Annotated in this window: 17 protein-coding genes; all 17 read left to right on the forward strand. The window is 62.8% G+C overall.

Going from position 1 to position 19,820, the window contains the following annotated elements:
- Positions 1-17: 17 nt before the first annotated feature.
- The 17 genes from ACOQFS_RS08265 to hutH all read left to right on the forward strand — a co-directional run bounded on the left by ACOQFS_RS08265 (position 18) and on the right by hutH (position 19,696).
- Positions 18-1,886, forward strand: a complete 1,869-nt coding sequence (locus ACOQFS_RS08265) for an N-6 DNA methylase (RefSeq protein ID WP_421562419.1) — start codon at positions 18-20, stop codon at positions 1,884-1,886.
- Entirely contained in the window at positions 1,886-3,178 is a 1,293-nt protein-coding gene (locus ACOQFS_RS08270; RefSeq protein WP_421562420.1) for a restriction endonuclease subunit S, read from the forward strand. Before ACOQFS_RS08265 ends, ACOQFS_RS08270 begins: the two co-directional genes overlap by 1 nt.
- Positions 3,171-6,215, forward strand: coding sequence for a type I restriction endonuclease subunit R (locus ACOQFS_RS08275; protein WP_421562421.1), 3,045 nt, complete (start codon positions 3,171-3,173; stop codon positions 6,213-6,215). Before ACOQFS_RS08270 ends, ACOQFS_RS08275 begins: the two co-directional genes overlap by 8 nt.
- Position 6,216: 1 nt before the next feature.
- Positions 6,217-6,978, forward strand: a complete 762-nt coding sequence (locus ACOQFS_RS08280; protein WP_421562422.1) for a M48 family metallopeptidase — start codon at positions 6,217-6,219, stop codon at positions 6,976-6,978.
- 29 nt (positions 6,979-7,007) lie between these two features.
- Positions 7,008-9,359, forward strand: a complete 2,352-nt coding sequence (locus ACOQFS_RS08285; RefSeq protein WP_421562423.1) for a TOTE conflict system archaeo-eukaryotic primase domain-containing protein — start codon at positions 7,008-7,010, stop codon at positions 9,357-9,359.
- Between the two features lie 583 nt (positions 9,360-9,942).
- Positions 9,943-10,203: a hypothetical protein gene (locus tag ACOQFS_RS08290; RefSeq protein WP_421562424.1), complete on the forward strand. Its 261-nt coding sequence runs from the start codon at positions 9,943-9,945 to the stop codon at positions 10,201-10,203.
- 148 nt (positions 10,204-10,351) lie between these two features.
- On the forward strand, positions 10,352-10,660 hold the full coding sequence (locus ACOQFS_RS08295) for a hypothetical protein (protein ID WP_421562425.1): 309 nt from the start codon (positions 10,352-10,354) through the stop codon (positions 10,658-10,660).
- A gap of 21 nt (positions 10,661-10,681) precedes the next feature.
- Positions 10,682-10,915 (forward strand): hypothetical protein, encoded by a 234-nt coding sequence (locus ACOQFS_RS08300; protein ID WP_421562426.1) that lies wholly within the window; start codon positions 10,682-10,684, stop codon positions 10,913-10,915.
- Between the two features lie 137 nt (positions 10,916-11,052).
- Entirely contained in the window at positions 11,053-11,523 is a 471-nt protein-coding gene (locus tag ACOQFS_RS08305; protein WP_421562427.1) for a Spy/CpxP family protein refolding chaperone, read from the forward strand.
- A gap of 23 nt (positions 11,524-11,546) precedes the next feature.
- Positions 11,547-11,903, forward strand: coding sequence for a hypothetical protein (locus ACOQFS_RS08310; RefSeq protein ID WP_421562428.1), 357 nt, complete (start codon positions 11,547-11,549; stop codon positions 11,901-11,903).
- 17 nt (positions 11,904-11,920) lie between these two features.
- Complete coding sequence (locus ACOQFS_RS08315; RefSeq protein ID WP_421562429.1) at positions 11,921-12,631, forward strand: response regulator transcription factor; 711 nt, start codon at positions 11,921-11,923, stop codon at positions 12,629-12,631.
- Positions 12,631-14,013: a HAMP domain-containing sensor histidine kinase gene (locus ACOQFS_RS08320; protein WP_421562435.1), complete on the forward strand. Its 1,383-nt coding sequence runs from the start codon at positions 12,631-12,633 to the stop codon at positions 14,011-14,013. Before ACOQFS_RS08315 ends, ACOQFS_RS08320 begins: the two co-directional genes overlap by 1 nt.
- A gap of 496 nt (positions 14,014-14,509) precedes the next feature.
- Positions 14,510-15,478 carry an ABC transporter substrate-binding protein gene (locus ACOQFS_RS08325; RefSeq protein ID WP_421562430.1) on the forward strand — a complete coding sequence of 323 codons (969 nt, stop codon included), beginning with the start codon at positions 14,510-14,512 and terminating at the stop codon, positions 15,476-15,478.
- A 22-nt stretch (positions 15,479-15,500) separates the two neighbouring features.
- Positions 15,501-16,337: an ABC transporter permease gene (locus tag ACOQFS_RS08330; RefSeq protein ID WP_421562431.1), complete on the forward strand. Its 837-nt coding sequence runs from the start codon at positions 15,501-15,503 to the stop codon at positions 16,335-16,337.
- Positions 16,334-17,113 (forward strand): ABC transporter ATP-binding protein, encoded by a 780-nt coding sequence (locus ACOQFS_RS08335; protein ID WP_421562432.1) that lies wholly within the window; start codon positions 16,334-16,336, stop codon positions 17,111-17,113. The genes ACOQFS_RS08330 and ACOQFS_RS08335 overlap by 4 nt, the downstream gene beginning before the upstream one ends.
- A gap of 30 nt (positions 17,114-17,143) precedes the next feature.
- Complete coding sequence (hutC, locus tag ACOQFS_RS08340) at positions 17,144-17,956, forward strand: histidine utilization repressor (RefSeq protein WP_421562433.1); 813 nt, start codon at positions 17,144-17,146, stop codon at positions 17,954-17,956.
- A 201-nt stretch (positions 17,957-18,157) separates the two neighbouring features.
- Complete coding sequence (gene hutH / locus ACOQFS_RS08345; RefSeq protein WP_421562434.1) at positions 18,158-19,696, forward strand: histidine ammonia-lyase; 1,539 nt, start codon at positions 18,158-18,160, stop codon at positions 19,694-19,696.
- Positions 19,697-19,820 lie beyond the last annotated feature (124 nt).

Genomic DNA, 19,820 nt, shown 5'->3' on the forward strand with positions numbered 1-19,820 from the left:
ACCCTTGACAACAGACTTTGCCACTACAGAAATTCTTCCGCGACGCCTCTAAGACATTGATTCACAATGGCGCGGCCTACGCAAATCGCCCGAAATGCCGATTTGGTGTCGAACTCGGGTTCGACGGCATCCTCACCGGCAAGATCGATTTCAACAAGCAAGACGAGCTGCCGCGCGACAAGCTGGTCAACCTGATCAACCACTTCGGCAGTCAGACCTTTGACCGCGCGCACGTCTCTGACGACCTGTTCGGCAACGCCTACGAATACCTGATCCGAAACTTCGCCAGCAAGGCCGGCAAATCCAGCGGGGAGTTCTACACCCCGGCCGAGGTCGGCTTCCTGATGGCCGAGGTGCTGCAGCCCAAGGCTGGCATGTCCATTTGCGACTGGGCCAGTGGTTCAGGTGGCCTTTTGCTGCAGTGCATCCGCTACGTCAAAAAGCATGGGGGCGATGTACGCCAGTTGCAGTTGCAGGGCCAGGAATCCAACGTTGCCACTTACAACATCTCGCGCATCAACATGATCCTGCACGGCATCCCGGTTTGGGAGCACAAGCAGGGCGACAGCCTGCGCGACCCGCGCCACGTCACGACTGACAACCGCCTCAAGCAGTTCGACCGCATCATCATGAACCCGCCCTTCTCGCTGGAGGATTGGGGTTACGACACCGTGGTGGCGGGCGACAAGTTTGGTCGCCTGTCACACGGCATGCCCCCGGCCAGCAATGGCGACTGGGCCTGGATGCAGCAGATCGTCAAATCCCTCAAAGATGCCGATCCAGACGCTGGCACAGGCGGCCAAGGCATGGTGGTGATGTCCCAGGGCGTGCTGTTTCGTGGCCAGCCTGAACAAACCGAAGAAGAAGACGGGCAGAACCAGAAGGCCGATGCCGAATACGTGATCCGCCGAGGCTTCATCGAAGCTGACTTGATTGAGGCCATCGTCGTGCTGCCGGGCAAGCTGTTCTATGGCAACAACGTGCCCGGCTGCCTGGTGCTGCTCAACAAGGCCAAGCCCGCCGAGCGCAAGAACAAGATCCTGATGATTTGGGCCTCGCGCCACTTCCAGAAGGGTAACCCGCAAAACTTGCTGCGTCCCTCGGACCTGATGCGCATCCTGGTGCCGTGGCGCGCCTTCGGCGATTTGGCTACTGCCCAGCGTATGGTGCCGGAACATGAGGCCCAACTCATCCGCGAAGTCGAAGAGCAGCGTGATGCCCGTCTGGCCGACATCGAGGACGCCTACGGCCCGGTGCTGGAGCCGCTGTCACGCCTGCAAGCCGAGTTGGCCAAGCTGGATGAATTGGACTTGAAGCAGCAAGCCGTCAAGGATGCCATCACGCCCGAGCATCCTTACTTTCACCCCCTGGCTCCGCTGCAGGCGGATGTCGAACGCATCGAAGGTGAAATCGCCGCAGCCGGGCGTGGGGAAAAGGCGGCGCTGAAAACCCAGCTGATCACCCCAAAGGCGAAATTCGATGTTGCCCGCAAGAAGCTGATCGACGCCATCAAAGCCCGCCACAAACAGGTGGCCCGAGCGGTCAAAGATTTGGGCAAGCTGCAGGAAGAGCGCGATGCCCGCGAGCAGGAGGTCAAGCTGGCCGCCGAGCGTGAGATCGCGCACCTGCGGGAGGCGTCTGCCGACCTGCTGCGCATTTGCAGCAGCGAAGACGAAGCACGGCGCTACTTCACTCTGGTCGGGCAGGAAGAGATCGCTGAAAACGAGTTCAACCTGAACCTGCCACGTTACGTAGATACCTTCGAGCCTGAAAAGGTATTGCTACTAAATGACGCTACCGCGCAACTGAAGTCAGCCACGGAGGCTGCCGATGCTGCCCAAACCACACTCAAGACGCTTCTGGCGCGCATCAGTGGGGCGGCCTGATGCTGACACACCGCTTCCGCACCATCTTGGGCGACATCCCGGCGGATTGGGATGCCAAACCACTGCGCAACCTGATCGCCGAGCACTTCGCTGGCGACTGGGGTGACGACGAAGGCGAACAAGCTGTAGCCGTGATGCGCTCAACCAACTTCACCAACGACGGCCAACTCGATTTCAGTGACGTGGCTACCCGCTATTTCCCGAAGGATAAGGCGGAGCAGTTCGGACTCCGTCAGGGGGACTTACTGGTCGAGCGCTCAGGTGGTGGACCGGAGCAGCCAGTTGGTCGCATTGGTTTCATCGAACGAGACATGCCAGGATCGACCGTCTCGAACTTTGTCCAAGTTCTGCGGCCTGATTCGCAGAAGGTGGATGCCAGTTTCTTGGGCTGGGCGCTGTTTGAATTCCAACGCACTGGCATCGTGGAGCGCGTGCAGCAGCAGTCCACGCAGATGCGCAATCTCAATTGGCGTGACTATCAGCGTTTGATGTTGCCTTGGCCCGAGATCGAAGAGCAGCGCCGCATTGCCGTCGCCCTCAAGCTGGTCGATGACGCCATTCAGAAGGCACGGACGGAGTTGGATGCAACGCGTGCATTGAAGAGATCTCTTCTGAATGAGTTGCTGGAGAAGGGGCTGCCTGGACGCCACTCATCGTTTATCGAAACGAAGCGAATGTCTTATCCAGAAAGTTGGACGCTAACCAAACTGAAGAAATGCGGCACATGGAGTGCAGGCGGAACCCCCGACCGAGAAAACGTCGGCTACTACGAGGGCTCAATACCCTGGGTGAAATCAGGTGAGGTCAACTATTCCGTCATTGTCGAAACCGAGGAGCACCTCAGCGAAGATGGCGCGAAGCAGACCACTTGCGGGGTATTGCCAGTCGGCACGCTGTTGATCGCAATGTATGGAGCAGGTGTAACACGCGGGCGTGTCGCGCTTTTGGGCATTCAAGCATCAACGAACCAGGCGGTAGCAACGTTCAACGGCCACGAGGGTGTCGAAAATGAATTCGTCTACTACTGGTTTGAGCGCAATTACGAGCGAGTGCGCGCTTGGGCAGCTGGATCGAATCAGGACAACCTCAGCGGATATCTGCTGAAGAATCTGCAAATTGCACTTCCAAATCATGACGAGCAGATCGAAATCGTCAAAGTATTGAAAGCTGCAGACAGTGCAATCTGCGCGATTCAGGATCGAGTCGCCACGCTCTTGGAGCTGAAGCGCTCCCTGCTGCAAAACCTGCTCACCGGCAAGATCAGAATTCCAGAGGGAGCCATTCATGCCTGAGGCAATGGAGGGGCCGGTCCCCTACACGGTGCGCACGCTGTTCAATGAGGAGACCACCGTTGAGCGGGAGATCATCGAGCACCTGAAGGCGGGCAAGCTGGGCTGGACATGGCGCTCGCGCGACTACCTGAAACCCTACCGGCCCGAAGAGCGTGAGGTGTTGCTGCTGCCGCTTTTGCGCGAAAAGCTCAAGGCCCTGAACCCTGGCGTGCTGACCAGTGACGCACGGGTCGATGCCATCATCACCAAGCTGCGCGGCTGCCGCGATAACCAGCAATGGCTGGCGTGGCTGAAGGATGGTGTCAATTACAAATTCGACGCAGCCGAGAACGCGCAGGATGTGTGCCTGATCGACTATGAGGACATCGACGCCAATGACTGGTGGGTGACCAATCAGTTCTCGATTGATGGCAAGTCGACGCGCAGGCCAGACATCGTGCTGCTGATCAACGGCATCCCCATAGTCGTGATCGAGGCCAAGACCGCCAGCCGCAGCAAGCCCGACTGGCGCGAGGGTGCCAAGCAGCTGGGCATGTATTCGGAGGAAATCGACCAGCTCTTCTACACCAACGCCTATGGCGTGGGCGTGAACGAGACGCGGATGATGTACGGCGTGCCCGGCCGGAGGCTGCAGTTCTGGCTGCAATGGCGTGACCCGTGGCCGCACGAGATCGATGAATTTGACGAGATGAAGGTGTCGCTCTACGGTCTTTTCGACCGGGGCAACCTGCTTGACTTCATCCGGCACTTCATTGTCTTTGTCACCAAAGACGGCAAGACCGAAAAGGTGGTGGTGCGCTATCAGCAGTACCTGGCGGTGAAGGACATTCTGAACCGAGCCACCGATCTGACCTCGCCCGCAGAGAAGCGGCGCGGCCTGATCTGGCACACCCAAGGGTCGGGCAAAACGCTGACGATGATCTACGCCGCACGCAGTCTGTGGGAAGACCCGAAGCTGCATCAGCCCACCGTAATTCTTCTGGTGGACCGCGAGCAACTGGGCGACCAGATGGATCGCGAGCTCAACTCCACCGGCACGGATAACGTCCACGTGGCAGCCAGCAAACGCGACCTGGAAGAAAAGCTCAGCGGCGACTACAGGGGCGTGATTCTGACCACGGTGCACCTGTTCGAAGGCATGCCCAAGCGCGTCACCAAGCAGCGGCCCAACGTGATCGTGATGGCCGACGAGGCACACCGCACGCAAGAGCGCGAGCTGGGCACCTACATGCGCTCAGCGCTGGAGGGAGCTTCGCTGTTCGGCTTTACCGGTACGCCCATCGAGAACGACGACCACAATACCCCCAAAGCCTGGGGCTATGTGAAGGACGACGGCAAGATCGAGCGTTACATGGGCCGCCCGTACACGGTGACCGACGCCCTGCGCGATGGCGTGGTCAAACCCATCCACTGGCAGCCGCGCGTGACCGACTGGCAATTGCATGGCACCAAGCTAGACCTTGCCTTCAAGCGCGAGTTTGGCCACCTACCCGAGGAGGAGCAGAACAAGCTGACGACCGAGGGCGCACGGCTCGATGCGCTGTTGTTCCACCCCACCCGGATCAGCCAGATTGCCGATGACGTGGTTCGGCATTTCACCGAGCACGTCCGCCCTAATGGCTTTAAGGGAATGCTGGTGTGCCGGGACAAGCAAGCGGTGAAGCTCTACGTCACGGCCTTGCGGGAGAGGTTGGGCGATGAAGCCGTGATGGCCGTCATCTCCGAGGCGCCACAGAAGGATCCCGAGGACATTCAGGCCCTCTACTTGGGCGAGACAAAGCGCAAGAAGCTGCTCAATGAATTCCTTATCCCGGCGCAGTCAGAAAGCGAAGAGCACCGGGATAAGGCGTTCCGAAAGGTGGAGATACTGGTGGTCTGCGACATGCTGCTCACCGGCTTCGACGCGCCGATTTTGCAGGCTCTGTATCTCGACAAGAAATTGCTGAACCACACGCTGTTGCAGACCATTGCACGTGTGAACCGCCCCTACAACGAGCTGAAAGGCCACGGCTTGGTGCTGGATTACTACGGCATCTTCGACGACCTGAATGAGGCACTGAACTACCGGCCTGACGAACTGGGAGACGTGGCGTTCCCGTTCGACACGATCCGCGAGCAGTTCCGCAAGACGTTCCAGCAGGTCTGGGAGCTGTTCCCGCTTGAGACCGTACCGCGCGATGGTTCGCACGATGCCTTCGTCACGGCGATGAAGATCTTGCGTGATGTGGATGGAGTCGAAAAGCAGTTCGATACTGGCTACCGCAACCTGCGCGTGCTGTATGAAGCGCTGCAGCCCGACGAGCAGTTGCGCGACTACGTACGCCCCTACGCCTGGCTGACCAAGCTGTACATGCTGTACCGCAAGAAGTTTTACCCGGATGCCAGCAAGAGCATCGAGGCCACCGAGGAAGACGCTGCCCGTACTCGGGAACTGATCCGCGAGCACATCGACGTCGACGAACTGGAAACCGAGTTCCCGACCTATGTTCTAGATGAGCACTTCCTGACCAAACTGAAGGACAAGAAACCGGATGCCAAGGCACTGGACATTGAGGCCATGCTGACGGCGGAGCTACGGATTCGGTTGGATCAGGACGATGCCTTCCGGCCACTGTCGGAAAAATTGCAGCGACTGATTGACGAAAAACGCGCGGGTACCCTGGCCGGTATCGCGCTGATTGAGGAACTGGAAAAGCTGACCGATGCGGTTCGCGCTGCAGTTGAGGAGGCCAATCGCCCAGTTGCCCAGCAGCTAGCCTTGAAGGTCAAAGCGCGCAATGCGGCAATCACCGATGCCCTGGCAGCTGAAATCGCCGCCGCCACGCTGACCGAGGCCGACAAGCATTGTTTCCCGGGTTGGTGGGGAAGCAGCACGGTCGATCCGGAGCTGTCGCGCGGTCTGTTGTTCATGGTTGCCACCCGTTTCTCGTTGGCAGGTCTTCTGACCGATGACGCGATGGGCTTCATCGGCAGCCTGGTGCAGGTTTTGAAACGGCGCCACTACAAGCCCGGCGCACCAACGGCAACCGGTGATTAAGGTGCGTGACCGCGTTGAATTGGTCTTACCAGATGGGCGAACCATCGACTATGCGATCCAGATTTCGCCCAAGTCACGGTCGCTGCGTCTGAAGCTGAGTGCCCGTGACGGCATGGTAGTCGTCGCGCCGCCGAATCTGGATCGCCACAAGTTGCTTTCAATGGTGGCAGCGAAGGCGGATTGGATCGGTGAGCGGATTGCCGGCTTCGATGCCGTGCGTCATCTGATCACCACCGAGTCAGCAGCACGTCCCCAAGCGTTCGACTTGCCGGCGCTTGCCGAGTCCTGGCGGGTGGAATACAAGCCCACGCGCACCCGCACGGTGGGGGCCCGCATCGAGCAAACGGGCCGCATCGTTGTTGCCGGGGCGGTAGATGATGTTGAAGCCTGTCACGCGGCATTACGACGGTGGCTGGCTCGTCATGCCAACATGGCCTTGTCACCCTGGCTGGCGAATCTTGCCGAACCTGCTGGGCTGAGGTACTCAGATCTGGCTATCAAGAACCAGCGCACGCGCTGGGGGAGTTGTTCCACCACTGGACGCATCAGCCTCAATTGCAAACTGCTGTTTTTGCCGCGCGATCTGGTGCGATACGTAATCTGGCACGAGCTTTGTCATCTGCTTGAGCCCAATCATTCGGATCGGTTCTGGATGCATCTGAGGCATTTCGAGCCAGCAGCGGACTCACTGCACGGTCGGATGCACGATGCTTGGAAGGCTGTGCCTAGCTGGGCGCAGCGCGGGGTGGGGTTGGTACTGTGACCTCCGGTGATGCTCACGACAGTCAGCGCTTGGAAATCGCCACCCTCCGCGCCGAAAACGACCGTCTGATCGCACTCCTCGAATCCCACGGCATTGAGTGGCGTACGCCGCAATCGGCCGTCGTCGTGGCGAGAGAGCTGGAGCCGTCCAAGCTTTCCACCGCCGAGAAGGTGGCCCTGTTCCGGCGCCTGTTTCGCGGGCGCACAGATGTATACCCGGTCCGCTGGGAAGGCAAGACCTCAGGCAAGTCTGGCTACGCACCCGCCTGTGCCAACGAATGGCGCGCCGGGGTCTGCGAAAAGCCGCGCATCAAATGCGGCGATTGCAGCAACCGCCTGATGATCCCAATGTCCGACGCAGTGATCTACGATCATCTTGCAGGCAAGCACGTGGTCGGTGTCTATCCGCTGCTGGAAGATGACACCTGTTACTTCCTCGCTGCGGACTTTGACGAGGCCGACTGGCGTGACGACGCACGAGCCTTCATGCAATCCTGTGAGGAACTGGGTGTTCCAGCGGCGCTGGAAATATCAAGATCTGGTAATGGCGCACACGCGTGGGTGTTCTTTGCCAGCAGGGTCGCTGCCCGGGATGCCAGACGCTTGGGGACGGCAATAATCAGCCATACATGCTCGCGCACCCGGCAACTGATGCTGGAATCCTATGACCGACTGTTCCCGAACCAGGACACCATGCCCGAAGGCGGGTTCGGCAACCTAATCGCTTTGCCGCTGCAGAAAGGTCCGAGGGAGCAGGGTTTCAGCGTCTTTGTCGATCTCGATCTGCGACCGTACCCTGATCAATGGGCGTTCCTCGCCTCCATCCAGCCGATGGCCGCGCACGATATCGAGCCGACCATCCTCCGAGCCACGGGTGGCGTCCATCCGCTGGACGTCACCTTCATCGACGACGAGGACCTGGCCACGCCCTGGAAGCGCGAGAACACATCGGCCAAGAAACTGGCCGGTCCGATGCCGAAGTCACTGACCGTCACGCTGGCCAATTTGATCTATTTCGAGAAGGCTCAGTTGCCCCAGGCGTTGGCCAACCGGCTGATCCGGCTGGCGGCGTTCCAGAACCCTGAGTTCTACAAGGCCCAGGCGATGCGGATGTCGGTGTGGGACAAGCCGCGCGTCATTGGCTGCGCCGAGAGCTATCCCCAGCACATCGCCCTGCCGCGCGGTTGCCTGGATGCCGCGCTGTCCTTGCTGAGAGACAACGGCATTGCCTGCGACCTGCGAGATGAACGCTTCGGCGGCCAGCCGCTGGACGTGTCTTTTGTCGGAAGTCTGCGCCTCGATCAGGAAGCCGCTGTTGCAGGACTGCTCACCCACGATGCTGGCGTGCTGTGCGCGCCAACTGCCTTCGGCAAGACGGTCACCGCCGCCGCGATGATCGCCCGGCGGGGCGTCAACACCCTGGTGCTTGTGCATCGCACGGAGTTGCTCAAGCAATGGCAGGAGCGCCTGCAAGCCTTTCTCGGGGTCGCCAAAGGCGTGGTCGGCACCATCGGCGGCGGCAAGGCCAAACCGACTGGCAAAATCGACATCGCCGTGATGCAGTCCCTGTCCCGCCAGGGCGAGGTGAACCCGCTGGTCGAGGACTACGGCCAAGTGATCGTCGACGAGTGCCATCACGTTGGCGCAGTCTCCTTCGACGCGATCCTCAAGCGGACCAAGGCGAAATACCTGCTGGGCCTGACGGCGACACCGATCCGCCGCGACGGGCAGCAGCCGATCATCTTCATGCAGTGCGGGCCGATCCGATACACGGCGGTCAGCCCCGCTGGCTCGCCACACGACTTGGAGGTGCTGCCTCGTTCACGCTTTACGCGTATCGACCTGCCCATCGATGCTGGTATCCAAGACGTGTTTCGACATCTCGCCAATGACCAGGCAAGAACTGAGTCCATCGCCTCCGAGGTTCGTGATGCAGTCGGTCAGGGACGCAAGGTGCTGGTTCTGACCGAGCGCACGGAACACCTCGATGCCATCAAGACCGAGCTCGACGGCCTGCTACCGGTACCGTTCGTCTTGCACGGTCGAATGTCGAAGAATCAGCGGTCGGCGCTGGTGGCAGACCTTGATGCACTACCGCCCGATGCGCCGCGCGTTTTGCTTTCGACTGGGAAGCTGGTTGGCGAGGGCTTCGATCACCCGCCGTTGGACACCCTGGTCCTGGCCATGCCGGTTTCCTGGAAAGGCACCCTCCAGCAGTACGCCGGGCGCCTGCACCGTGAGCACGCCTGCAAGGCCGACGTGCGGATTATTGACTTCGTGGACACCGGTCACCCGGCGCTTCTGAGGATGTGGGACAAGCGGCAGGCTGGTTACCGGGCGATGGGGTACCGATTGGGTGGTGACGTGGCTGTGACTGAATGACAGCTGCAAATTTCCTCTCCAACCCGCAGCAACCCGCGCCAGTGCTCATAAGCTCGGGATGCCAGTCGGCACGTGGTCAACCATCCGCCACCACCAACACCATCTCAATGGGCGTTCGCTGTACGCAGCGGACGCCCTTTGGGCTTTTGGCAAGGTGACATTGCGACGCACGGATTGACGTCCGCAACGTGCCAGTCAACCTGACAACAATGCCGCGGCAATGCTGATCGCACGATCTGTATGCCTATGAACAGCAGCATGATGGGCATTGCTTGCTCCGATGCGGTTGGAAAGTTGCAAATCGTCTCCAGCCAATCTTGGCAATGGTGTGTGACGGAATGAAGTAAGAGCAGGGTGGCGTACAGGACAGGACGGCACACGCCGCTCAGTCTACGCAGCGCGCCAGCCCGCGTCAGGTTGCGCCGCCATCCTCCAGCACCAGCGTGCTGACATCCTTTTGCCGCTTGTCGGATCGCGAAGTGCGAAACGTGATGGGCAGGGTCCACTTGTACCGGCTTGTATCAATGGTTGAGTGCCGATGGTCTGAGTCAGACAATGCCAGTCCTATTTGCCGGAGGTTGCCATGCCAATGGAATATCTGCTGGGATTGCATCGCGATGAACTCCCATTGTTTGAGTCCGACATTCGCAACATTGACAAGCTGCGCGTCTTGAGCGCGGCGGGAATGGTGGAAGTGCGGCTGCCGCCGCCAGATGCTCCGCACCAACCAGCGCAGGTGCTCTATATCACGGGGCTCGGATGCGCGACGCTGCGCGCGCGAAGTGCACAGCGGTGCTCCGCTGCACCCGTGGTTCAGCGGGAGCTTGAATGCTCTGCTGACTGAGGATTCGCGCGAGGGGACATCGGACTGATGGAGGGGGCGGCACGCCGAAGTCCTACAAATTGATGCGCCGCACAAGAACCGCCCGCGCGCAGTGCTGAAAATAGTATGTCCCATGTGAATTACTGGCCGAGCCAGTCAGGGGGCGTCTATGAGCACTTGGTACAAACTGGATCTGGGGCCCGACGAGCAGGCGTTCGAGCCCACCTTGCGCATTCAGCAGATGTTCATGTCCAAGTTTCTGATGTGCGCGCCCGGCTCTGGACGCGCGCTTTTCTCGTGCTACGACAAGGCCGCAGACCGTCTGTGGCTGTACTTCTCCCCCGCCGCTTCCGATATTGCACAGCGTGTTTATGCGCAGCCGTGCGACCCACCCACTGCGCTGGATTGCATCGGGTTGCTGGCGGGAGAAGGCGATGCTTTGGGCATTTCCGCCCCGCAGTGGGCACAGGCGGCTTGACGCAGCTTTTTGGGTATTGCCATGTTTGTACCATCTCCAAACCTTGTTTTTGCCCAGGCGCAACGCCATGCTGCGGTGCCCGTTCTGCAGATGGGCGAAGTGCCGGTGGGCAACCTGTCTCATCAGCGGCAACAGGCGGACCCGGACGTGTGCGCGTGTGAGCCATCCGATGTCGATGCCTTGCTGCAGGACCATTTCGAGCCGCAGCGCCAGCACGGGGACTGCGGTGGTGCGCTGCGCCAGGCGTGTGGCTGAGGCATCTCTGGCCCCAAACGGGCTTTCCCGGCTCGGAAACAAATTGAAATAATCCGAAACTGGGTCGAGACGACGCCTGCAGGGCTTGCCGGCACCATGAAGGCCATGTTCAACATGACCTCTCAAGGTGCCACATCATGAAGCCCTGGATCAAGAAAACGTTGACGGTATTTTTTGGGACCACGATCGCGCTGGGGGGGCTCACCGCATGCTCCAGCGCCTACCACCATCGTGGCCCGATGTCTGCCGAAAAGATGGCAGAGGTGCGCGCCAAGGTGGTCCAGCGCGTGAGCAACAAACTCGATCTGGACGAGGCCCAGAAACAGAAGCTCAACACCCTTGCGGATGCAGTGCAGGCTCAGCGGGCAGCCTGGCGGGGTTCGGCCAACGATCCCCGTACGGACATGCAGGCCATCGTGTCGGGGGCGAAGTTCGATCGCGCCCGTGCACAAGCGCTGGTGGAAGAAAAAACCCGTCTGATCCAGTCCGCCAGTCCCGAAGTCATCAAAGCGCTTGCAGACTTCTACGACAGCCTCGATGCCGGGCAGCAGGAAAAGGTCCGCGCCATGCTGCAGCAGCACCGGCGTGGTTTCATGCCTCGCGCATGATAAGGAACGGAAGGCGCTATTCCATGTCGTCCGCACTTGAACCCCTTTACCAGCTTGCGCAGGGCGTGCGCACCCACGGGCCTGCGTTGCTGGCGGGCATGCCGGATCCGCACGACGAACTCATGTCGCTCGTGTGGGGCCCCCGGTTCGACCGCGACCATGCGATGGGCCTGCTTGCCCGCCGGCCCGACCTGGCAGGCCAGGCACTGCCGGCGCTGCTGGCCGCCGCCGACCACTTCGATGCACTGCATGCACCGGCGCAAAGCCGGCTGCGCAGGCTCATCGTGCGGCACCGCGCATTGGGCGAGGTGCACGCGCAAGCAGCAGGATCGGCAGGAGCAGCGGGAGCAGTGCCCAGCGCAGCCAGGGCTTGTGCCTGACAGTGCAAGAATCGCGCATGCACCGCATTTTGTTGATTGACGACGACGAGCAGCTGGGGCCGCCGCTCAAGGTTTACTTTCAGCGGTTCGAGCTGGAGCTGGTCCACGCCACCCGCCCGAGCGAGGGGCTGGCACGCCTCGAGGCTGGCGGCTTTGACGCTGCCATCCTCGATGTCATGCTGCCCGAAATGGATGGCTTTGAACTGTGCCGCACCATTCGCAGGCAGGGCGACCTGCCCATCGTGATGCTGACGGCAAGAGGCGAAGTGATGGACCGAGTGGTCGGCCTGGAGCTGGGAGCGGACGACTATCTGCCCAAGCCCTTTGAGCCACGGGAGCTTGTGGCGCGTCTGCAGACGGTGCTGCGTCGGCGCCGCGCGCCGGGGGCTGCAGAGGTCCCGGCCACCCTCGAATTCGAAGGCCTGCTGATCGATGCGGCGCGCCGCAGCGTTGTGCGCCAGGGGGTGGCGGTGGAGTTGACCGGCACGGAGTTCGACCTGCTGCACCTGCTGGCGCGCGAGCCGGGCAAGGTGTTCAGCCGCGACGACATCCTGAACCAGCTGCGCGGCCACGAGGCAGAGCTGTACACGCGTGCGGTGGACATCGTGGTGAGCCGCTTGCGCAAAAAGCTCGAGCCGCTCGACTGCATCAAGACGTTGCGCAATGCGGGCTATTCGCTGGCCTTGCGGCGCGCTGCCCCCCCCGCCACCCCGCAGGGCCAGCCATGATGAAGTGGCTGGCTGATTGTGATCCAGAGCACGACCGTGACTGCCCCTGGCACCGGCGCGCCCGCGACGCGGTGGGCTACTCGCTGCGCATCCGCCTGGTGCTGGTGTTCATGGCCCTGGCCGTGACGGTGGCCGTGGTCTTCATGGGCGGCATGCAGAGGGTGGTCGCGCTGGGCTGGAAGGAGGCCGCGCGGCCTCTGCTGATGGACTATGTGGACCGGCTGACGGCGGACATCGGCAGCCCGCCCAGCATTGAACGTGCGCAGGCCATTGCTGACCGTTTGCCGGTCACGCTGCGCATCGACGGGCCGCAGGTGCAGTGGGATTCGCACCCCCATCGGCCGCGCCCCGACTGGATGAGCGACAAAGTGCAGCGCCAGGATCACTGGAGCCGTGACGACACCGGCTACCGGCTGCTGCAGCGCACCACCGCAGACGGCCATCACATCGAATTCGGGCTCAACGCGCTTTCGTGGGACAAGCGCCCGCGCATCGCCTGGGGCACGCTCACCGTGCTGCTGCTGCTCACGGCACTGACGTTCGTGTACGTGCGCCATCTGCTGCGCCCGCTCGACGACATTCGCCATGGAGCCCGCCGCTTCGGCCAGGGCGATTTTGCCGAGCCGATCCCGGTTCGGCATGCACACCGCCCGGATGAACTGGGCCAGCTCGCCGCCACCATCAACACCATGGGCGACGACATTCACCAGATGCTGGAGGCCAAGCGCGCCCTGCTGCTGGCCATGAGCCACGAACTGCGCAGCCCGCTGACCCGCGCGCGGCTGAACAGCGAGCTGCTGCCCGAAAGCCCCGACGTGCTGCCGCAGCGCGCGGCGCTGATGCGCGACCTGGGCGAGATGTCGCGGCTCATCACCGACCTGCTGGAGAGCGAGCGCTTGGCCGGCCGCCACGCCGCCTTGCACCGCGAGCCCACCGACCTGGCCATGCTCGCGCGCGAGGTGGTGGACGAACTGGATGCGCGGCACACCGGCGCGCGCGCCATTGCCTTGCACATCCAGGCCGACCTGCCGGCCTGCACGGTGGACCGTTCGCGCGTGCGCCTGCTGATGCGCAATCTGCTGGACAACAGCCTGCGGCACAACGACCCCGCAGCCGCACCGCCGGAGATGCACTTGCGCCTTGCCGACGGCGTGGTGGACATTGAAGTGCGCGACCACGGGCCCGGCGTGCCGCCAGAACACCTTCCCCACCTGGCCCAGGCCTTCTACCGCCCCGACACCGCACGCCAGCGCGCCACCGGCGGGGTGGGGCTGGGCCTGTACCTGTGCCGACTCGTCACCCAGGCGCATGGTGGCAGCCTGCAGGTGCGCAATGCCCAGCCTGGCCTGGCCGTCACGGCGCGGCTGCCTTGCGCCCACTGACGGGTGTTGTGAGTGGGAAGCGCGTTCACTTTTTCAACGAGCTTCCCAAAACTCACAACACGAGCAATGCGGGTCCGCTGAGCCCGGCGCTTGGCTTTAGATGTGGGGCTGGCATGGGTCTGGCGCGGGCCCATCGACCACCACTCCGCGCTGCCCAAGCTTGGTGCGCCTGGAGCAGGGCGCTGGGAAGAAGCGACAGCACCATGCCGGCGGCTGCCGGCCTGCCCGATGCTGGCATGCTTCAAAAAAATTGCCAAAAATGCCATTGAGCGCTTGCTGATAAAAGGTTTGTAGCTATGAAATTGATACCTGCCAGCAGCGTGGCTCTGTGGCTGGCCCCGTTTTTGCTCAATGTCTCACAGCCCCAAAACTGCCGTGGCATCTAGCGTTTACCCTGTATATACAGGTATGCTCCAGGTGTCATCATCAGCGTGCGGGCGGCGGGCGCCGCCCTGCGGGTGGGCCACAGGTATTGACTTTGAAACAGGAGCAGATGATGACTCGATCGGTTGTGAAGTGGACGTCGCTGGCAGCGGCTGCAGCATGTGTCGTGATGGGCCTGGCCGCACCGGCCCAGGCACAGGAAACCAAGATTGTGCTGGGCATGTCCGGCTGGACGGGCTTTGCGCCGCTCACGCTGGCCGACAAGGCCGGCATCTTCAAGAAGAACGGCCTGGATGTGGAGATCAAGATGATCCCGCAGAAGGACCGCCACCTGGCCCTGGCCTCCAAGTCCATCCAGTGCGCGGCCACCACCGTGGAGACGCATGTGGCCTGGAACGCCAACGGCGTGCCCATCGTGCAGATCTTCCAGATGGACAAGTCTTTCGGCGCCGATGGCATTGCGGTGCGCGGCAGCATCAACAGCTTTGCTGATCTCAAGGGCAAGACCATTGGCGTGGATGCGCCCGGCACGGCCCCGTATTTCGGCCTGGCCTGGATGCTGAGCAAGAACGGCATGAGCCTCAAGGACGTGAAGACCACCACGCTGTCGCCCCAGGCCGCCGCGCAGGCTTTCGTCGCAGGGCAGAACGACGCGGCCATGACCTACGAGCCGTATCTGTCCACCGTGCGCGACAACCCCGGTGCCGGCAAGATCCTGGCCACCACGCTCGACTACCCCATGGTCATGGACACCGTGGGCTGCGACCCCACCTGGCTCAAGGCCAATGCCAAGGCTGCGCAGGCGCTGACGAACTCGTACTTCCAGGCGCTCGAGATGATCAAGGCCGACCCTGCAAAGTCCAACGAGATCATGGGTGCCGCCGTCAAGCAGACCGGCGAGCAGTTCGCCAAATCCTCGTCCTTCCTGCGCTGGCAGGACAAGGCCGCCAACCAGAAGTTCTTTGCGGGCGAACTGCAGGCCTTCATGAAGGACGCCACGGCCATCCTGCTGGAGGCCGGCGTGATCCGCAAGGCGCCTGAAGACCTGAGCGTCACCTTCGACGCGAGCTTCATCAAGTAAATAGCCGGAAGAAGAGCGCCCCATGTCTGCCGTGCAACCCCTGTCCGTTTCAGAGCCGAAGGCCCCCGCGCGCCGTCGCTCGCTGGCTCCGCTGGAGCCCGTGAGCAGCAGCGCCCGCTGGGTGCTCGGGCTGGCCTTTTTCGCCCTGTTCGTGGCGGTGTGGGCGTTCTTCACGCTGGGCGGCTTCGTGTCGCCCACCTTCCTCGCCAGCCCCGTCACCATGGTGAAGGAGGGCTGGCTGCTGTTCACCGAATACGGCTTCATCAAGGACATCGGCATGACCGTGTGGCGTGTCGTCGGCGGCTTCATCCTGGCTGCCGTCATCGCCGTGCCGCTGGGCATCGCCATGGGGGCCTACAAGGGCATCGAGGCGTTCTTCGAGCCCTTCATTTCTTTCTGCCGCTACCTGCCTGCGTCGGCCTTCATTCCGCTCTTGATCCTGTGGGCAGGCATTGGCGAGGCGCAGAAGATTTTGGTCATCTTCATCGGTTCGGTCTTCCAGATCACGCTGATGGTGGCCGTGACGGTGGGCGGCGCGCGGCGCGACCTGGTGGAGGCCGCCTACACGCTGGGCGCGGGCCACAAGGGCATCGTCACGCGGGTGCTCATCCCCGGTGCCGCACCCGAGATCGCCGAGACCTTGCGCCTGGTGCTGGGCTGGGCCTGGACCTACGTCATCGTGGCCGAGCTGATCGGCTCGTCGAGCGGCATCGGTCACATGATCACCGACAGCCAGTCGCTGCTCAACACCGGGCAGATCATCTTCGGCATCATCGTGATCGGCCTCATCGGGCTGGTGTCCGACTTCGCCTTCAAGGCGCTCAACCACCGTCTTTTTGCCTGGAGTTTTGTGCGATGAGCAGCGTTTCCATACAAGCCGTCTCGCGCACCTTTGAAGGGCGCAAGGGCCAGCGCACGCAGGCCCTGCTGCCCGTCGATTTCGAAGTGCGGGACAACGACTTCGTCACCATCCTCGGCCCCTCGGGCTGCGGGAAATCCACCCTGTTGCGCATTGTGGCGGGACTGGACCACGCCTCCAGCGGCCGCGTGCTGCTCGATGGCGCCCTGGTCGACGGCCCTGGCGCAGACCGGGGCATGGTGTTCCAGAGTTACACGCTGTTCCCTTGGCTCACCATCGAGCAGAACATCCGCTTCGGCCTGCGCGAGCGCGGCATGCCCGAGGCGCAGCAGAAAGAGCGCGCGGCGTACTTCATCGCCAAGGTGGGCCTGCGCGGCTTCGAGCAGCACTTTCCCAAGCAGCTGTCGGGCGGCATGCAACAGCGCACCGCCATTGCGCGCGCGCTGGCCAACGACCCCAAGATCTTGCTGATGGACGAACCCTTCGGCGCGCTCGACAACCAGACCCGTGTGCTCATGCAGGAGCTGCTGCTGGGCATCTGGGAGTCCGAGCGCAAGACGGTGCTCTTCGTCACCCACGACATCGACGAAGCCATCTTCATGGCCAGCCGCGTGGCCGTGTTCAGCGCCCGGCCCGGCCGCATCAAGACCGAGCTGGCGGTGGACTTGCCGCACCCGCGCCATTACACGATCAAGACCAGTCCCGAATTCATGGACCTCAAGGCGCGCCTGACGGAAGAGATTCGTGCCGAATCCATGGCGGCAGACCTGCATTGATCTGACCCTGCACCCGCCCCGCATCCGTCCATGAGCGCCCGTCCGTCCCGCCGCACCACAGCCGCTGCACCGCGCAGCGCCACAGCTGCCAAGGCCGTGGCCGCGGTGGCCGCGCCCGCGCAGGCCATGGCGTTGTACGAGCAGGTCAAGGACCATATCTCGCGCAAGATCCAGGAAGGCATCTGGCGCGCGGGCGACCGTTTGCCGTCCGAGAACGAGTTGGTCACCCAGTTCGGCATCTCGCGCATGACGGTGAACCGCGCGCTGCGTGAGCTGGTGGAGCAGGGCCGCATCGTGCGCGTGGCCGGTGTGGGCAGCTTTGTGGCCGAAGACAAGCCCCAGTCCACGCTCTTGCAGATCGCCAACCTGGCCAGCGAAATCCGCCAGCGCGGGCACGACTACCGCTGCGACGTGCTGGTGGTGGAGCGCACCTCGGCCACGCTGGAGATCGCCGCCGCGCTGGACCTGCGCACGGGCGAGTCGGTGTTCCACTCGCTGTGCATCCACCGCGAGGACGGCCTGCCCGTTCAGCTCGAAGACCGCCATGTGAACCCGCGCCAGGTGCCCCAGTTCGCTGCGCAGGACTTCACCTTGCTGCAGCCCTCCGAATACCTGGTGCGCAACGTGCCGTTCGACCAGATCGAGCATGTGGTCGACGCCGTCATGCCCACCGCCGAGCAGGCCACGCTGCTGGAGATGTCGGCCCAGGAGCCCTGCCTGCTGCTCACCCGCCGCACCTGGTCGCGCGGCGTGCCGATCACCGTGGTGCGCTGCCTGCACCCCGCCACCCGCTACCGCCTGGGCAGCCGTTTCCGAGCCGACGGCAACCCCGTCGCCGGTTGAACTATGAAGCACCCCCTGAGTCGCTTTGCGCCTTCCCCCTCAAGGGGGACTACACCTTCGCTGCGGGGCGGCCCTTGCTCGGCGTCTCTCGCGGGTGCGGTGGCAGTTCTGCCCGCAGTGGGACTGGCTGACGGGATTTGAAGAGCAAATTAACGCTGCCATTTTTCGCTTGCACCTACTTGTATATACAGGATCAACGCCATGACACACCACGCATCACCCATCCCCCTGCGCCCCGGCCACGTCACGCTGACCGAGCTGCGCCGCATCCATGCCGGGCCGGTGCCACTGGTGCTGGATGCCTCGGCCCGCGCCGGCCTGCAGCAGTCGTTGGCCACGGTGCAGCGCATCGTCGATGAAGACCAGGTGGTCTATGGCATCAACACCGGCTTCGGCAAACTCGCCAGCACCAAGATCGCGCACGAGCGCCTGGCTGAGCTGCAGCGCAATCTGGTGCTGTCGCACAGTGTGGGCACGGGTGATGCGCTGCCGGACGACGTGGTGCGCCTCATCCTGGCGACCAAGGCGGTGAGCCTGGCGCGTGGCCACTCGGGCGTGCGGGCCGAGCTGGTGGATGCATTGCTGGCGCTGGCCAATGCCAATGTGCTGCCCGTGATCCCCGCCAAGGGCTCGGTGGGTGCCTCGGGCGACCTCGCGCCGCTCGCCCATCTGGCCTGCGTGCTGATCGGTGAAGGGCAGGCCAAGGTGAATGGCGCGATCGTGTCAGGTGCTGAGGCGATGCGCTCCATCGGCCTCACACCCTTTGTGCTGGGCCCCAAGGAAGGACTGGCGCTGCTCAACGGCACGCAGGTGTCCACCTCGCTCGCGCTGGCCGGGCTGTTTGGTGCAGAAAGCGTGTTCGCTGCCGCGCTGGTGGCAGGTTGCCTGTCGCTCGAAGCCATCAAGGGCTCGGTCAAGCCTTTCGATGCCCGCATCCACGAAGCACGCGGCCAGGCCGGGCAGATCGCCGTGGCGGCCGCCGTGCGCGCGTTGCTGGACGGCAGCGCCATCGACACCTCGCACCCCAACTGCGGCCGCGTGCAGGACCCGTACTCCATCCGCTGCGTGCCTCAGGTGATGGGTGCGTGCCTGGACAGCCTGCACCACGCAGCGCGCGTGTTGACCATCGAGGCCAATGCAGCTTCCGATAACCCATTGGTGTTTGACAACGGTGACGTAATCTCTGGCGGCAACTTCCACGCCGAGCCGGTCGCCTTTGCAGCCGACATCATCGCGCTGGCCGTGGCCGAGATCGGTGCCATCTCCGAGCGCCGCCTGTCGCTGCTGCTGGACCCGGGCTTGTCGGGCCTGCCGGCCTTCCTGATCCGCGACAGCGGCGTGAATTCGGGCTTCATGATCGCGCAGGTCACCGCCGCCGCGCTGGCGGCCGAGAACCAGTGCCTCGCCAACCCCAGCAGCGTGACCAGCCTGCCCACTTCGGCCAACCAGGAGGACCATGTGTCGATGGCCACCTACGGCGCGCGCCGCCTCGCCGACATGGTGCGCAATGCGGCCGTGATGGTCGGCATCGAGGCCATGGCGGCCGCGCAAGGCATGGAGTTCGACCGCAGCCTGAAGTCCTCCGCCTTGATGGAGGCGCAGTTCGCCGCCATCCGCGAGCGTGTGGCCTATCTGGAGCAAGACCGCTACCTCGCCACCGATATCGAATCCATGCGCGAATGGGCCCAGCAGTCCGCCTGGCCCGCCGCGCTCACGCAATGCCTGCCCAGCTTCGCCTGAATCCCATGCGCGGACCCACCCCCCAAACCGTTCGGGCTGAGCCTGTCGAAGCCAGGGCTCGCCCTGTGCAAGCCCTTCGACAAGCTCAGGGCGAACGGGGTGGATGACCGCAGCCACACTTCCA

This window comes from Paracidovorax sp. MALMAid1276 (assembly GCF_049198005.1).
Taxonomy (GTDB): domain Bacteria; phylum Pseudomonadota; class Gammaproteobacteria; order Burkholderiales; family Burkholderiaceae_C; genus Acidovorax.

Excerpts from the sequence above, each read along its gene's own strand:
- ACOQFS_RS08330 (WP_421562431.1), top strand. The coding sequence starts at position 15,501 with ATGTCTGCCGTGCAACCCCTGTCCGTTTCAGAGCCGAAGGCCCCCGCG.
- ACOQFS_RS08320 (WP_421562435.1), top strand. The coding sequence starts at position 12,631 with ATGAAGTGGCTGGCTGATTGTGATCCAGAGCACGACCGTGACTGCCCC.
- ACOQFS_RS08270 (WP_421562420.1), top strand. The coding sequence starts at position 1,886 with ATGCTGACACACCGCTTCCGCACCATCTTGGGCGACATCCCGGCGGAT.
- ACOQFS_RS08305 (WP_421562427.1), top strand. The coding sequence starts at position 11,053 with ATGAAGCCCTGGATCAAGAAAACGTTGACGGTATTTTTTGGGACCACG.
- ACOQFS_RS08325 (WP_421562430.1), top strand. The coding sequence starts at position 14,510 with ATGACTCGATCGGTTGTGAAGTGGACGTCGCTGGCAGCGGCTGCAGCA.
- ACOQFS_RS08300 (WP_421562426.1), top strand. The coding sequence starts at position 10,682 with ATGTTTGTACCATCTCCAAACCTTGTTTTTGCCCAGGCGCAACGCCAT.
- ACOQFS_RS08335 (WP_421562432.1), top strand. The coding sequence starts at position 16,334 with ATGAGCAGCGTTTCCATACAAGCCGTCTCGCGCACCTTTGAAGGGCGC.
- ACOQFS_RS08295 (WP_421562425.1), top strand. The coding sequence starts at position 10,352 with ATGAGCACTTGGTACAAACTGGATCTGGGGCCCGACGAGCAGGCGTTC.
- hutH (WP_421562434.1), top strand. The coding sequence starts at position 18,158 with ATGACACACCACGCATCACCCATCCCCCTGCGCCCCGGCCACGTCACG.
- ACOQFS_RS08310 (WP_421562428.1), top strand. The coding sequence starts at position 11,547 with ATGTCGTCCGCACTTGAACCCCTTTACCAGCTTGCGCAGGGCGTGCGC.
- ACOQFS_RS08315 (WP_421562429.1), top strand. The coding sequence starts at position 11,921 with ATGCACCGCATTTTGTTGATTGACGACGACGAGCAGCTGGGGCCGCCG.
- ACOQFS_RS08290 (WP_421562424.1), top strand. The coding sequence starts at position 9,943 with ATGCCAATGGAATATCTGCTGGGATTGCATCGCGATGAACTCCCATTG.
- ACOQFS_RS08275 (WP_421562421.1), top strand. The coding sequence starts at position 3,171 with ATGCCTGAGGCAATGGAGGGGCCGGTCCCCTACACGGTGCGCACGCTG.
- hutC (WP_421562433.1), top strand. The coding sequence starts at position 17,144 with ATGAGCGCCCGTCCGTCCCGCCGCACCACAGCCGCTGCACCGCGCAGC.